We start from the raw sequence: 15,019 nt of genomic DNA on the forward strand, positions 1-15,019 counted from the left end.
TTAGCTCTTACTTGGATTATCGACAATCGTTGAATTCAACGTTTGTATGGTGATGGTATAGCCTTGGGTCAAATGTTTGAAAACAATATTGCCAGCAGTTTTGTGTGTATTCGGTTCCGCTTGGTAATCAATCTTGATGATTGCCTGCTTTTTGTCATCAAACACAGTGCGGCTGTTATCTGTATTGACCAAATGCCAGCCAATACCTTGTAGAGGTTGAGCCCATGCTTCTGCCGGCCATAAGGTCAACATTAAGTTAAATAACACCTGTTCAGGCTGCGGTAAGGTTGCGCCAAGGCCGGATAACACTTGAGTTTCAATGGTTTGGTTTTGGTATTGCAGCGATAAGATGCGTGTACCCCAAGAAGAGAAACCGGCTAAAACAACCTTATCGGGCGTGACTTCAACTTGAACGGGTAACTGCTGGGTATCCTTTTGCCAGGTTGCGCTAATTAACTGACTTGCCGTTAATGAGTATCCAAGTTCTTCGGGCATAGGCAAGGCGAGTTCTGTGTTTTGACCGATAGAGACGCTCGCGCCTGTTGGCTGTTGAGACACCATCGAACAAGCACTGAGTAATAAGCCAAATACTACGGCGAGCGCTATCTTGATTGTTTTGTTCATCTAAAAGCCTCTCGAGAGTTTGATTTTTCCGCGGCTTGTTCGTTGTCAATCGCGAGTGGTGAAAGTAACCATGCCACGAAAATACCAGTCAGGACGGTAACACCGAAACTATGAATGGCATGAGTCTGACTCAGTGACAGAAGGCCAAATGAAAGCAGAGTCGTGAGGCCAGACAAGGAGATCGCTAATAAGGTACTCAGCGACTTTTTCTGCTCAGCAAAGAACAGGGTGTAGTCGATACCAATCCCTAAAATCAGAATTAGGCCAAGCAGGTTAAATAAATTCAGTGTCGAGCCTAAAATGCCCGTGACCGCTAAACCTGCCACTCCGGCAATCAATGACGGCAACAGCATCAACAGGCTTTGTTTCACGCCGTAGCGCCAACCTAGCACCATGCCAATAGCAGCGAATGCAATCAATAACAGCTCGGTAATTTTGACGCGGTACTCAGAAAAAAGAGATGAGATCTCATCGGCTTTATTGAGGTATTTCACGCCTTGCCGTTGAGCAAAGTTTGAATCGAGCCATCGAGAGAACAGCTCTGAATTGGTGACGTCTTTGATCATAATCACCGACGCTGCTTGGTTATTGATTGGTTGTAGCCAAAGCGGACGGATAGGCTCTGATACTGGAGATTCCAAAAACTCATCGAGCGTGATTGGACTGTATTTAGGAAGCTCTGGGAAGCTCGGCCAGCCAAGCGTAGTTTGTAACGTGGTGCTTTGGTTATTATAAAGTTGCTTAACCAGCTGATAGTTTTGGTGCTGCTCTTGCTCACTTGGCAGATGTTGATTGACGCTGCGATAGCCTGAGATAGCTTGCTGAGCGACTAAGTTATCAAGCTTAGAGCTGATCAACGTTAATTTATTGAGCAGCGCTTGGTTGCTTTGGGCAGTAACCAACAGCATGTTCTGAGTACTACCTAGTCCGGAGATCTCAGAGATGGCTTGCTCTTGTTGTTTAAGCTGGTCTGGCATTGCCTGAAGCTGCCTGATATCGTCGTCGTAGCGAACTTGAGTGATTGACGCCAAACTTAAGACGGTCACTATCAATGGCAAGCCGATTTTAAATTTGGGATGGCTCCACAAGTTTAACCATGTGTGCCAAAGGCCGGCCAAAGGAAGCGCTCGCTCTTGGCTTGGTTTAGAGGCCAGCACTGGGTACCAACACACCACGCTAGCGTAGGCGGCGATAAGCCCGATAGACGAGAATAGCGCAAGTTGCTGTAGGCCAGGGAAGGGCGCAACCAGCAGCCCTAAGTATCCAATTAAGCTAGTGATTAGTCCTAGGGTAATGGCAACTAAGATGTGCTTTAGCCCTTTATCGCTCTGCCATCGGCTTCCTGCGGCTAAACGGTCAGTGAGGTAATGGAACGAGTAATCGATGGATACGCCAATCAAGCTCGCGCCAAACACCAAGCTGAATAGGTGGACTTTGCCAAAGATAGCGACGGTGCTTGCCAGTGCGACCAATAACCCCGTGCTAATTGAGAGTAAAGACAAGGCAAGTGGGAGTGCGCTACGAAACGTCAGCCACACTAATAGAATCACGCCTGCTAATGAGCCTAAGCCGATGGTGCTGATTTCAGACTTAGCACTTTGGGTGCCGTAATTCGCGTAGAAAACCACGCCAGTGTGCTGAACTTTAACGTCAAATTGCTTTTCGATTTTTCGCTCTAAAGTATCTAGCGCAGGCAGTTGTTCTTGAATCGCTAAGCTATAAGGGGAGCCCGCCAACGTCGCGGTAACGAGAATATGTGATTGCTCTTGAGATTGAGCGGTGAGATAGCCATCTTTAAGCCCAAAGTTACTCGAGCGAGTGCCAACCTCGCTTATATAATCGCGAAACAACAGGAATGGGTCTAAGGTTAACTCGGTCGCTGTCACGCCTGAAAAAGGGTTGTACAAGGATTGAATCACATACTGAGCACGTGACTCTGGTGCGTGTGCTAGTGTTTCTTTTTGTTGCTCTGTCAGTAGCTGAGCACGATGACGAAAATAGAAGTCACTCCATTGGCTTTGTGTGCTCGAGTTGATTTTACCTTGCACATGCTTGAAGAGTACCGAGCCACCTGAAAAGGCGTCATGATTGAGTGCTTTTTCAAAGGCTTTGGTCGCCGCAATGGTGTTCTTGATGTCTGAACCACTCAAGATAAACACCACTTGCTCACTCATCGAATTGGATATCTGCTGGAAAGCTTGTTCAACCATAGGATCTTGCTGATTTTCGGGCAGCAATTTCATGATGTTGCTTTCGATAGGCACTGAAGAAGAAAAAGCGAACTGTTTAATCAACAGTCCGCTGAATAGCGCCACAATCACTAGCCAGACAAGGGCGAGTTTAGAGCTGAAATTGTTGCGCTTCGGCATCTGATAATACTTCCGGTTGATGGCTTAGCTGGCTAAATTCGATCACCGTGCTATCTCCGCGAATCTCCTTTAGCTCGATACGCTCAATATCACTGTTGCCTTGCAGCGTGATAGCCTCAAATACTGCATTCATTGGTGCGCTTTTGGGCTTAAGAGTCAGTGTCCAAGATCCTGTGTTTTGGTCTGAACTTTGTGCCGTTGCAGGTTGGAACGACAGTGAGAATTGGTCTTGAAGTTTTTGTGTATCACCGTGGAACACCGATAGGAAAATGTGGCTGAAATAAAACGCCATTGGGTTTTCTTTATCAGTGATGATCTTCGCGGGTTGGTCGGCAAACCTTTGGCTCAATTTGTTGCCGGTGAGTACCAAGTTCACCGGAAACGGTGTGGTTTGTGTCCAGAGTAAACCACTTGATTTGTCTAACAGGAATGTACCTTGCGACGTTAGAGGTTGGGCGAACATCTCCATATTGCGTGTTTGAGTAAACTCGCCACGAACAATACTATTTTCGCTGAGCACCGCTTGCAGCTCTGAAATAGAGCCGACAGCAGCTGTGTTCTCTTTGGCGCAAACAAGGCCACTCGTCATCATCGCAGCAAGCCCAAGTAGCAAGATATTGATGTGTTTGCGGCTGCGTTTAAACAGATTCATGGTTCACCTGCTGTGGGTTAGAGGCCTGAGGTTGATGCTCAGTTGCTAGAGGTAAGCAACCAAACTGGTGCCAGTGTTCTACCTTGTCGGTAAACACTTTCGGAGAAGCGAAGCACATCTCTTGCTCTTCAATGGTCACGGCAACCTGCATTGTGTGTGCTCGTGTCATACGAGCACCGGTTAGGGCATCATGGATTTCATAATCGACGCGCAGGCGGTTTTCCCACTCGGTCAGCTTCGCTGTGACTTTAATCTTGTGATTAAACGGTATCGCTTTGATGTATTTCACGCGAGTATCAATGATAGGCCACATGTAGCCGGAATCCTTCATCTCATGGTAGTTGTACTCAATCTTATCCATCATGATGCGTCTTGCTTCTTCAAAAAATCGGAAGTAGTTGCCGTGATAGATCACGCCCATTGGGTCGGCATCTTGGAATGAGGTGACAAGTGTCACCTCAGATTGTAATGGATGAAGGATTCCAGACATAAATCGCTCTCAACAATATTGCGTAAAGGGGTAGCTATTTTATGAGGCCAATGACTCTATGAGTAAAGTGACCAGTGCTGATTTTGAATACGAGAAATAAAGTGGCGCAGATCGCCTTCAAGCGGGCGGTCCTCGACAATAAACTCAAATTCTTTCAGTACTTCGTCGCGAATGTGCTTGAGGTTTTCACTCATGTGGTGCTCATCTAGCTCATTGTGGCGTTTACGAAGTTCAAGCGCTTGCGTACCGGCTAGAAGTGAAGCTGCTGCTACTTGTTCGGTTAGCTCCAGAACGCGTAAACAGTCACGAGCAGCAATAGTGCCCATGCTCACTTTGTCTTGGTTGTGACACTCAGTTGAGCGAGAGAATACGCTTGCTGGCATCGTGTGTTTCAATGCTTCTGCTGTCCAAGCTGACACGCCGATTTGTACAGCTTTGAAGCCATGGTTGATTGGCTTACGTTCGCCTTCAGCCCCCGTAAGGTTGAATGGCAAGCCGTTATTGAACTTGTAATCCATCAGCTGGGCCATTTGGCGATCCAGCAGGTCAGCAAGGTTGGCTACGGCGGTTTTTAGTGTATCCATTGCCATTGCGATGTGACCACCGTAGAAGTGTCCACCGTGCAGTACGCGTTCATTATCACCATCGATTATTGGGTTGTCATTGGCACTGTTTAGTTCGTTCTCGATCATCTGACGAAGCCAAGGTAGAGAGTCTTGAACTACACCGATAACATGTGGAGCACAGCGCAGAGAGTAACGATCTTGTAGGCGATCACTGTTACGTGGCGGGCGATCTGCTTGCAGATCATCACGCAGCCATGCCGCAACCTGTTGTTGACCTGGATGAGGTTTTACGGCGAACAAGGCTTCATCGAAGTGGAAGTCATTGCCGTGCATACCTACCGATACCATAGCCGTGATCTTAGTTGACAGCTGAGCTAGGTATTCTGCACGCTTGTAAGCGATACACGCTAATGCCGTCATTACAGAAGTACCGTTCATCAACGCCAAGCCCTCTTTTGGCTTAAGCTTGATAGGGCTAATGCCTAGCTCTTTGTAAACGTCACTGGTTGGGCGCACTTCACCTTTGTAGATAACATCGCGCTCACCAATTAGCGCGGCTGCTAGATAAGACAGAGGTGTTAAGTCGCCACTGGCACCTACCGACCCTTCTTGAGGAATACGTGGTGAGATATCTTGGTTGATTAGAGTGACGATCTGGTTAAGCAGATCATGAGTCACACCAGACACGCCTTGTGATAGAGAACACAGGCGCGTTGCTAATACGGCACGAGATTGCTCGTGAGACAGTGTTTCACCTAAACCACAACCGTGGAAGCGCGTCAGATGTAGAGGTAGTTCATCCACAAGGTTTGGCGGAATCGCAACGGTACAAGAGTCACCGTAACCCGTCGTTACGCCGTAAATCACGCCTTCTTCTTTAAGTAGGCGCTCTAGGAATGCAACACCACGGTCGATTTTTGAAGTGAACTCGTCACTGGTGTTCATCGAGGCTTTTGCGCCTTGTGAGATAGCGACAACGTCCTCGATAGTGAGGCGTTCGGCACCAAAGGTGATGCTATTTGGATTCTTTTTCGTCATGGTGCTTGCTCAATGTCCAAAAATTAAAAAAGTTGTACCACTGAAGCGGTGCTTTCAGTGTGTAGTGCTGAAGTCGATCTGCGTATTGCTGAACGACTTGCTTTAAAGATTGTTCGCGTGTCTTTCTTGGTAGTTCGATTCTGTCGCTAAAATGCTCGAAATAGACATTAAAGTGCGGCTTTGCTTGTGAATCGTCACGTAACCCAAATAGCAAAAATACAGGTGCTTTGAGTACAGAGGCTAACATAAATGGCCCTTGAGGGAACGGGGCTTCCTTACCTAAGAACTCTGTCCATACTGAGCGGCTCTCTTTGCTGGTGGAAGTTCTATCGCCGACAATCACGATCCATTCACCTTGCTCCAACTTCTGCTGTAATAGGATAGCCGTATCAGGCCCCATCGAAGTCACTTGAATCAGGTTTAAATCCGACTGTGGGTTAACCGCTTTCATCACGGAATTAAAACGCTCTGCATGTTCTGTAAAAACCAGCGCATTGATTTTGATGTTTGAGTGTCTTCGACCCAAAGCTCGGCACAGCTCAATATTACCAAGGTGAGAACCAAGAATTAGCACACCTTGCTTATTTGCCACCATGCTTTCGAATTGGTCTTGGCCATGGATGGTAAGGTTATCTACCGAGAAGTCACCTTTCCATGCTGCGAGCTTGTCGAGCATGGTATGCCCAAACGAAAGCAGGTGGTTGTAGCTGGTTAGTTCCGCGGGCAACTCTATATTCTGCTGCTCTGCGTAAGCCTTTAGTTGAAACAAGTATTGCTCAGAAGCGTTTCGCGCGCGCTTGCCTGTTAAGTGGTAGTAACGCATTACACCACGTAGGATTAGATTGAATACGCCGCGACCTAATAAGGTATAAATGGCTAATAGTAGTTTGATGCCTAACACTGTGCCGCGTTCTTGGGTGCGAGACCAGTGCGGCTGCTCTGAATTTTGCAGTTCTGAACCCGCTGATGAACCTAGGTTACTTTCAGTAGCGTTAGATTTGAAATGACGAGCAATCAGTTTTGGTGCTCTTGGCAGCATGCCGAAGAATAGACGCGTATGCATCCAACTGATTTTGACGTTATCCCACAATGCATCGAAATGAGAGATGCCATTTTCAGGATAGATCACCCGAGTTTCAACGAAATCGATGTCGCAACCTTTCCAATACAGGCGAACTAGAATTTCGATATCGAAGTCCATTCTAGACCCAACATCGTATTTGCTTAGTACTGCTTGTGTTTGGTCAACAGGGTACGCTCTAAAGCCACACATGCTGTCTTTGATCGATAGGGACAGGGTTTCTATCCACACCCAAATGTGTGTCGCGTAGCGTCCGTAGAGCCTCGCTTTGGGCACACTTTCATCGTAAACCGGTTGGCCTGATATCAAACGTTGTGGGTTAGCTTGTGATGCCTGAATTAATGTTGGTAAGGCTTCAAGGTCATGTTGTCCGTCAGCATCAATTTGAATGGCATGGCTAAAGCCGAGTTGTTGTGCTTTTTTGATTCCGGCTTTTACCGCACCGCCTTTGCCTTGGTTCTTTTCAAGTGTCACCAAGGTTACATGTGAGTGCTCTGCTAGGGGAGTGAGAAACTGTTTTGTAGCGAGTTCACTACCATCGTCAACGATGATGATAGGTAACTCAAAATGATGGAGTGACGACACCACCGCAGGCATGGTTGCGCCATGATTAAAGCACGGGATAAGGAAGCAAGCCTTGTAGCTGCTTTCCTTCGTTTGGTGTTGAGAAGTAGCCTCGACTGGAGTGCTATTCACTTTTCTCTCCCAGCTTCATTTTGCCTGAAGAATGGGTTTGCTCACCGTTATTTGAAGTGTAGCTGAAGCTCAACTTGCTTTTGTCTGCATCCCATTTGAGTGATAGCTGGATTGTGGTGTCAGGCAGGATAGGCTCTTGGAACTTGATGACTTCCATGCCTTTAAAGAAACTAGGGACGCCTAACTCTTGGACTGCGTAGTGAAGTGCCCAATCAATTTGCGTGACGCCCGGTAGAATAGGGAAGCTCTTGAAGTGCCCCTTAAAATCGGTGATATCTGCGCTAACATTAAGTGTCAGGGTCGATTCATTATCTATCGTGTCTACAGCAATGATGTTTGGTTTTCTTTTATCCATAGGGCGTGCTTAGAATCCTTAGGCAAATATTGGTTCTTTGACAAAAATATAAAAAGATAGTCTCTGTGTAAAATACGATCAGCGGTTTCTATGATTTTATTAGCTGTTCTATGTGAGATGTTAATCGCTTACCTTGGCTGTTGAGAGGAATCTCATCAACAATGCGATATTTTCTTGGGATCGCGATTGGCTCTAACCACTTTCTGAGTTCTGTGCGTAGCATCAACCAGAATTTACCTTTAGTCATGGTCGATAACGTCGCTTGGCCTTCATCTGATAATACCAAAACAGAGGCTAAGATTAATCGCTCAGGTTCTTCAAATGGAATCACCACACACTCGCTTATCCAAGGCAGTTGCTCTAGTCGCTTTTCCACTTCAACCAGTGATACTCGTTTTTCTTCGATCTTGATCACTCGGTCGGTTCGGCCTTTCAATATGAATTGATTGTCTGAGACCATTTCGCACTCGTCAGCGGTTTGGTACCAGTTATTGTTATCGATGTAGGGCGACAATAACTTAATGCAATTCTCACTGTTGAGACTAGCCTCAATACAGTCAAAAAGTTGCCAAGGCGTTTGAGCGTTCTCTTGCTGACGAAAGGCTATACCGCCAGTCTCTGTGCTGCCAAATACCTCGATAGGTAAATGACCAAGTAGATCTCGTGACTGATGAGTTGACTCGGTAGGTAACGGACCACCCGAAGAGAAGATTCCTGCAAGTTGTACCTTGTTGGTCTCATGCTTTAAGCGTTTGAGTAGTGCTGGGCTGCTGATCAGCACACAGTTTTGATTTGCGTGAGACAAGATCTGTTCTGGGTACTCGAGGTTGTTTCGAGCAAATGGAACACCAGAGCATAGCGGCCATAAGACTCTAAACAGTAAACCATAGATATGTTGATGAGAAACGGTGCTTTGGATTCGGTTTCCCTTGAGTAATTCGCCCCAGTTTTTGTGTAACTGGGCGGTCTCAATATCTAGGTGTTCTAACGTTTTATCTATCGCTTTTGGCGTGCCACTTGAACCTGAAGTAAACAGAGTTAATGGGACGGTTGCCAGATCAATGGTTGTAAGATCATCGGTTAGGGGCTTTTGTACTTCGGTGCTTGAGTCCAATAAGGTTTGGATATTGCGAACGTCACTCACCTCAACTTCGCCAATCGAGTCATCAACTAGCAGGCAATCAAAATGTTCATTTAACTCAGCAAGCGCACAAGGCTGGTAGTTGCCCGGTAAGATGATGTGTTTGTTGGCTGCTGCACACGCCAAAAAAGCCACCGAAAATAGGTAGCTATCTTGGGTACAAATAGCGACTCGTTGAAAAGGGGATGAAGATAAAAGGTGCACGAGTTGAGATAAGTCGTCGTTAAATGTTTGCCACGTAATCTCGCTATTGTCATCAAAGCAGACAATAGATTCGGGCACTCGGTTTTGAGTGAGAAGCTTAGACAGCGAGGTGTAAGATACGGTTTGGGTCATAACAATTTAACTCTGACGAATGCGTTGTCTCACTATCCATTCCCCTGCAAAGAGCACCCCTGCAAACACATAGCTGAGTAAGCCATTATATAGGGTCCATACTTCTAGCGGTTGGAAGCAGGTGTAAAAGGCGATAGAGCCATTGATAATAAAGAACAGACACCAAACTTTGGTGACTTTTCGCGTGTAATCAATGCCACTTTGCGGAAGTTCAGGCTCTTGAAGGCGAGCAAGGCGCTCGATGATCGTTTGTGGTTGCCATAGGCTTGAAGCGAATACTACCAGCATACAAACATTAACGATAACGGGATAATAAGTTAGCCAGCCATGTTGCTTAAAGGCTAAACCTAATGTCAGCAGAACAATACCAGCACTTCCACTGATCCAAGCTAGGTGTTTTAGCTCTTTGATTTTTGCCTGGCCGCCAGTAAAAATGCGAACAGCAAAGATAACGGCCAAGACGATACCCACGGTTTGCAGCCCAAACTTGTTGAGTCCAAAGTAAACCGCTATTGGATAAGTGAAAAGTATGATTGCCGACAGTAAAGTCAGCAGAGGACGCATTATGCGTCCTTCAATAGTTCAACCACAGACTCTACAACGTCATTAACGGTGCGTACTGCTTTGAACTCTTCAGGTTTGATCTTTTTACCTGTTACGTTCTGGAGGTGAACGACTAAATCAACCGCATCAATGCTGTCTAGGTCTAGATCAAGATAGAGATGAGCTTCCGGAGTGATATCTTCAGCATCAAGCTCGAACAGCTCAATCAGCGCATCTTTAACCTGGTTGTATACTTCTTGTTGGTTAGCTTGTGTCATAAAGATCTGTCTAGTTGTTCGTTTGAGATGAGATGTAGTTTGCTAGGTTTGCAACCGACGCAAAATGCTCGCGAGTGTTTGAATCGTCAGCATCAATCACGATGTTGTACTTCTTCTTGATAGCTAGGCCAAGCTCTAGTGCATCAATTGAATCTAGCCCTAATCCATCACCAAACAGTGGAGCTTCCGTTTCAATTTCATCAGTGCTCATGTCTTCAAGATTTAGTGCGTCGATGATCAGTTGTTTCAGTTCGTTGTGTAATGTTTCCACTTTGGCCTACTTAATGCTTTATCTGAATGCTGCTTTAAGGGGGCGATTCTACATGACGTGAAGTATTTTCGAAATGCTGATATCGCCAGTTATGTTATTGATGAGCTAAATATTTTCTTCGGAAGGGAAAATTGTCTGTGCAAGATGATGATTAAGGCGTCTTGCTGCCGAAGTTAAGTTATTTGAGCTTTCAATAAATGGTGCAACGTCTATTTTACCTTTCACCGCGACATGAAAAAAGGGCTTCGTTACTGGAACTTGATACCATTTTTTCTCTTTCGTTAAGAATGTCGGAGAAACCGTAATATGAATGACACGTAGATTCGTTTGTGTTCGAGTGGCAATTTGTGCCGCGCCGCGTTGTAAGGATGGCTCAATTCCGGGCGTAGTGCGAGTTCCCTCGGGAAAAACAAGCAAGACATTGCCGCGTGAAAAGCGTTCTTCACAACGTTCTAAAAGATCGTCGGGCGCCTGATTTGGTATGTAGCCCGCGGCTTTGACGATCCTTTTCATAAATGGGTTTTCCCAAATGGCGGCTTTAACCAGGCAGTCACATTGGGGGAGCTGTGAGGCGATTAGCACGTAGTCTATCAAGCTCGGGTGATTCGCAACAATAATGCAGTTTCGGTCTTCACGCAGCAACTCAGCACCATCAATTCGGTAGTCAATTGCGCCTGTGAATTTCATGATCTGGCAGAAGGCATTGAATGAGAAGCGAATCAATCGTTGAGCCCTGAGCTCTCGCTGAATGGTGTTAGGAGTGATGAGTGCGATAGATGGCAAGATCAAGAAGCTGAGGACTAGGCCTCCTAAGCCGAAGATGGTAAAGCAGAGGCCTGTGGCGAATACTCGCCAATATTGATCTACTTTGCTCATTATAGCTCTCCGGCTTTTGCGTTGTTTACCCAAGCCCAATCTTGATACTTACCGGTCACGGTCCAACGTTGAGAGTCCTGAAGGATGTTTTGTAGAGCCTGCAAGCCTTGTGGCAATGGATCTGTTGAGTTTTCGTTGGTCACAGTTCTTGATACTGAGTAATCACTGCCAGAGGTCAGTACTAAGCCCAGTGCATAGTCGGTATAGTTTTGGGTTTCAAACTCTTGGTACAGCTCTGGCAGAGGCTGGTCGAAATCGATGACTAACACACGGTGCGATGGATATTGGTGCAGGTAAAGGTAGGCTTCAATCAGAGCATTGTGAAAGGTATCTTGGCCTGCAGCGATAGAGGTTAGCGGGATCGGCGCTTTTGCGGCAATGGTGGTTAATCCAGCTGCTGTGTTGTGTACGGACTGCGAAAATGCCATCGGCGAGGCGTCATCACCTTCTAGTATTGATTGAATCAATGTGGCGGTTCGGTGTAGCTCACCATGTCGACTGGCAAAAACCAGGTAATCAATTGAGGTGTCTTTTAATAGGGTTAGCGCAGTTTGAACGGCCAATTTGCTCTGTAGGCTCATTCGGCGGCGCATCATCGGTGGGATCGCTTTAAATTCAGTTGAGCCATCTTGTGGCCAATCTAAATTAGTGCTCCACGCTTGCCATTCAGCAATAGAATTGAGCCCTGCCGAATTTGCAGACCATTTCTCAATATTAAACGACATTAATTGGGATTGATTTGACATAGAGTATTGATTTGCTTTGAGTCTAACTAAATACTATGCGCGCTTATAAATAAACACAGATAAGGAATTTAAATGAAATTACTAAAAATAGCGGTTTCAATGTTATTCATATTCGTTCTTGCAGGGTGTGGACGCGTCCAACCTGTAATGAATGTTGAGGATACTCCAGTTGCACAGAATCTTCAAAGTAAACAGGTTAAATCAGCTATTTATGAATCTGCTGAAAATCGAGGCTGGTTGGTTTCAGAAATAAAGCCTGGTTTGATCCGCGCTGAATTGTATGTTCGTTCGCACCATGCTGTGGTTGAAATTCCTTATAGTGATAAGTTTTACTCTATTCTTTACGTTGAGTCAGAGAATTTGAAGTACGACGATGGTGAAATACACCGTAATTACAATCGTTGGGTTAATAACTTAAACGTTGATATTAAACGTAAGCTTGCACAAATGGCAGCTGAGTAACTCTCTATTATTTAAAGTTAGGTTTTTCGTGTCTGAATATAAATTAGATCCATTCAACGCATTAGAAGCAAAAACAGAAGCGCAGAAATTGTCTTTCGCTCCTATTGTTTTTCATACTGCTCGTACACTTCGCGATTTAGGTATCTTGAAAGCGTTAGATGATGCGGGCAACGAGGGTTTGCCTGCAGAGTCTATCTCTGAATCAACCGGTATCTCTGAGTACGGAGTGAAAGTTCTACTCGATATGGCGTTAAGTGCTCATATTGTTACTTGGGAAAAACCTAACTACAAAATGGCCAACCTTGGCTTCTACCTTCTGCACGATGGTATGACCAATGCAAACATGGATTTTACGGCCGATGTTTGTTATGCCGCGATGATGCATCTAACCGAAGCCATTGAAGAAGGCACTCCTGCCGGCTTGAAAGAGCTGGGTGATTGGGAAACCATTTATCAAGGCTTGTCTCAATTGCCCGAAAAAGCGAAAGAGAGCTGGTTCAAGTTTGACCACTTCTATTCGGATCGTTCGTTCCCTGTGTTACTTGAAAAGGTCTTCAGTAAGAAACCTAAGTCACTGGTGGATATTGGTGGTAACACGGGCAAGTGGGCGATGCAGTGTTGTAACCATGACTCTGATGTTGAAGTCACGATTGTTGATTTGCCACAGCAACTCGAAATGGCAATGGTAAATGCAACGCAGCACGGTCATCAAGACAGAGTCACTCCATTCCCGGCGAACATGCTGGATAAACAACAAGCTCTGCCAACAGGCGCCGACGTGTGGTGGATGAGTCAATTCCTTGATTGCTTCTCGCCAATGGAGATTCTGAGCATCTTAAAGCGTGTTCGCTCTCATATGTCAGAAGAAGCGACCGTCTATATCCTTGAGCTGTTTTGGGATGCACAGAAATACGATGCAGCTTCTTATAGCTTGAACGCAACTTCGCTTTACTTTACGTGCTTGGCAAATGGTAATAGCCGCTTTTACCGCAGTGAAGATTTCTTAGAGATCGTTGAAGAAGCTGGCTTTGAAGTGGTGACTCGCACCGACGATATCGGTCTTGGTCATACACTGCTTGAATTGAAAGCTGGCGCGCAATAAAAAATAACAAACATGGCTTAAATTAATGAAAAAACTGTCTACTCAAGTAGTGATCATCGGAGCTGGGCCATCAGGGTCTATTGCCGCGTCTTTATTACACAAAAAAGGCATCGATGTTCGAGTAATTGAAAAGAGCGTGTTCCCTCGCTTCTCAATTGGTGAAAGCCTATTACCCGCTTGCATGGAAGTGATTGAACAAGCTGGCATGACCGACGCGGTGACAAAGGCTAACTTCCAATACAAAGATGGCGCAGCATTTCGTAAAAATGGTGTGTACACCGCGTTCAATTTTGAAGATAAGTTCTCTACTGGGCCGGGAACCACGTTTCAGGTTCAACGTGGTGCTTTTGATAAGGTGCTTGCAGATACTGCTGAGGCACAAGGTGTCACTATCGATTACCAGCATGAGTTGACGGGCATTAATTTTACCGACGACAGCACTATTTTAGATGTTCAAGTGCTTGATGGAGAAAGCTATCAGCTAGAAGCACAGTACGTTTTGGATGGCAGTGGTTTTGGTCGAGTGCTGCCGAAAATGCTTAACTTGGAAGAGCCGTCGTCACTTCCACCTCGCAAAGCCATTTTCACGCACATTAACGATCATATTGCTGAGGTGGATACCGACCTAGAATATGACCGAAACAAAATTCTAATCTCTGTGCACCCGACCAACCCTGATGTTTGGTATTGGTTGATCCCGTTTAGCAACGGTGTTTCTTCATTTGGTGTGGTCGGGGAACCGAAGTTCTTTGAATCTTACCCTGAGGATAAGATTACCGCGATTAAGCAGTTGGCAATGGAAGAGCCTGGATTGGCCGAAATACTGACAAACGCTGAGTATCTAAACCCTGCGGGTGAGATCGGTGGCTATTCTGCTAACGTGAAGCATCTTGCAACTGACAAATACGCACTGCTGGGTAATGCCGGTGAGTTTCTTGACCCCGTGTTCTCGTCAGGCGTGACGATTGCGATGAAGTCGGCTCAGTTTGCGGTTGAGTGTGTTGAAAAGCAGCTTAACGATGAAGAAGTCGATTGGGATCGCGATTATGCCGATCCGTTGATGGTTGGTGTAGATACCTTCAGAACGTATGTTGAGGGGTGGTACTCAGGTACTTTGCAGGATGTGATTTTCTATCAAGCCCCCAATCCAAAGATTAAGCAAATGGTATGCTCGATTCTGGCGGGTTACGCATGGGATCAAACCAACCCTTATGTGAAAGAGTCTAAGCGCCGACTAACGACATTGGCAGAGATATGCCGAAGCTAGATGCTCTATTTAGTGTGTGACAAGATGCTAAAGCGCCAAGATCACTAACCTAAAAATAAAAACAGCCGCAATGTGCGGCTGTTTTTGTATTTGAACAATATGGGTAATCAGTTTAATTGCATTCAG

16 protein-coding genes are annotated in these 15,019 nt (G+C 45.8%); 3 read left to right on the plus strand and 13 right to left on the minus strand.

Annotated elements, in window-relative coordinates:
* The 13 genes from OCV56_RS03910 to OCV56_RS03970 form a co-directional block, all read right to left on the minus strand.
* Positions 1-624: a DUF3261 domain-containing protein gene (locus tag OCV56_RS03910; protein WP_086714008.1), complete on the minus strand. Its 624-nt coding sequence runs from the start codon at positions 622-624 to the stop codon at positions 1-3.
* Entirely contained in the window at positions 621-2,993 is a 2,373-nt protein-coding gene (locus OCV56_RS03915; protein ID WP_086714007.1) for an MMPL family transporter, read from the minus strand. The genes OCV56_RS03910 and OCV56_RS03915 overlap by 4 nt, the downstream gene beginning before the upstream one ends.
* Positions 2,965-3,645: a LolA family protein gene (locus OCV56_RS03920; protein ID WP_086714006.1), complete on the minus strand. Its 681-nt coding sequence runs from the start codon at positions 3,643-3,645 to the stop codon at positions 2,965-2,967. Before OCV56_RS03920 ends, OCV56_RS03915 begins: the two co-directional genes overlap by 29 nt.
* A complete protein-coding gene (locus tag OCV56_RS03925) occupies positions 3,632-4,135 on the minus strand; it encodes an acyl-CoA thioesterase (protein WP_086714005.1) in 504 nt (167 codons plus the stop codon). Before OCV56_RS03925 ends, OCV56_RS03920 begins: the two co-directional genes overlap by 14 nt.
* Positions 4,136-4,191: 56 nt before the next feature.
* Positions 4,192-5,739, minus strand: coding sequence for an HAL/PAL/TAL family ammonia-lyase (locus tag OCV56_RS03930; RefSeq protein WP_086714004.1), 1,548 nt, complete (start codon positions 5,737-5,739; stop codon positions 4,192-4,194).
* On the minus strand, positions 5,717-7,516 hold the full coding sequence (locus tag OCV56_RS03935; protein WP_086714003.1) for a glycosyltransferase family 2 protein: 1,800 nt from the start codon (positions 7,514-7,516) through the stop codon (positions 5,717-5,719). The genes OCV56_RS03930 and OCV56_RS03935 overlap by 23 nt, the downstream gene beginning before the upstream one ends.
* Positions 7,509-7,871 carry an ApeI family dehydratase gene (locus tag OCV56_RS03940; RefSeq protein ID WP_086714002.1) on the minus strand — a complete coding sequence of 121 codons (363 nt, stop codon included), beginning with the start codon at positions 7,869-7,871 and terminating at the stop codon, positions 7,509-7,511. The genes OCV56_RS03935 and OCV56_RS03940 overlap by 8 nt, the downstream gene beginning before the upstream one ends.
* A gap of 88 nt (positions 7,872-7,959) precedes the next feature.
* The gene (locus OCV56_RS03945; protein ID WP_086714001.1) at positions 7,960-9,348 is read right to left on the minus strand and encodes an AMP-binding protein; all 1,389 of its coding nucleotides are present in this window, start codon (positions 9,346-9,348) and stop codon (positions 7,960-7,962) included.
* Between the two features lie 6 nt (positions 9,349-9,354).
* The gene (locus OCV56_RS03950) at positions 9,355-9,912 is read right to left on the minus strand and encodes a COG4648 family protein (RefSeq protein WP_086714000.1); all 558 of its coding nucleotides are present in this window, start codon (positions 9,910-9,912) and stop codon (positions 9,355-9,357) included.
* On the minus strand, positions 9,912-10,169 hold the full coding sequence (locus OCV56_RS03955; protein ID WP_004739745.1) for an acyl carrier protein: 258 nt from the start codon (positions 10,167-10,169) through the stop codon (positions 9,912-9,914). The genes OCV56_RS03950 and OCV56_RS03955 overlap by 1 nt, the downstream gene beginning before the upstream one ends.
* Before the next feature lie 10 nt (positions 10,170-10,179).
* Positions 10,180-10,440, minus strand: a complete 261-nt coding sequence (locus OCV56_RS03960; protein ID WP_086713999.1) for a phosphopantetheine-binding protein — start codon at positions 10,438-10,440, stop codon at positions 10,180-10,182.
* 105 nt (positions 10,441-10,545) lie between these two features.
* A complete protein-coding gene (locus OCV56_RS03965; protein ID WP_086713998.1) occupies positions 10,546-11,316 on the minus strand; it encodes a lysophospholipid acyltransferase family protein in 771 nt (256 codons plus the stop codon).
* Positions 11,316-12,062, minus strand: a complete 747-nt coding sequence (locus tag OCV56_RS03970; protein ID WP_086713997.1) for a beta-ketoacyl synthase chain length factor — start codon at positions 12,060-12,062, stop codon at positions 11,316-11,318. The genes OCV56_RS03965 and OCV56_RS03970 overlap by 1 nt, the downstream gene beginning before the upstream one ends.
* A gap of 72 nt (positions 12,063-12,134) precedes the next feature.
* Here OCV56_RS03970 and OCV56_RS03975 point away from each other — a divergent pair, with 72 nt between their 5' ends.
* From OCV56_RS03975 to OCV56_RS03985, 3 genes are read left to right on the plus strand one after another with little or no spacing between them, the layout of a single operon-like run.
* Positions 12,135-12,524 (plus strand): hypothetical protein, encoded by a 390-nt coding sequence (locus tag OCV56_RS03975; protein ID WP_086713996.1) that lies wholly within the window; start codon positions 12,135-12,137, stop codon positions 12,522-12,524.
* Positions 12,525-12,552: 28 nt separating this feature from the next.
* On the plus strand, positions 12,553-13,626 hold the full coding sequence (locus OCV56_RS03980) for a methyltransferase (RefSeq protein WP_086713995.1): 1,074 nt from the start codon (positions 12,553-12,555) through the stop codon (positions 13,624-13,626).
* 25 nt (positions 13,627-13,651) lie between these two features.
* Positions 13,652-14,893: an NAD(P)/FAD-dependent oxidoreductase gene (locus OCV56_RS03985; protein WP_086713994.1), complete on the plus strand. Its 1,242-nt coding sequence runs from the start codon at positions 13,652-13,654 to the stop codon at positions 14,891-14,893.
* The last annotated feature ends 126 nt before the right edge of the window (positions 14,894-15,019 follow it).

The sequence above is a fragment of the Vibrio gigantis genome, from assembly GCF_024347515.1.
GTDB lineage: Bacteria > Pseudomonadota > Gammaproteobacteria > Enterobacterales > Vibrionaceae > Vibrio > Vibrio gigantis.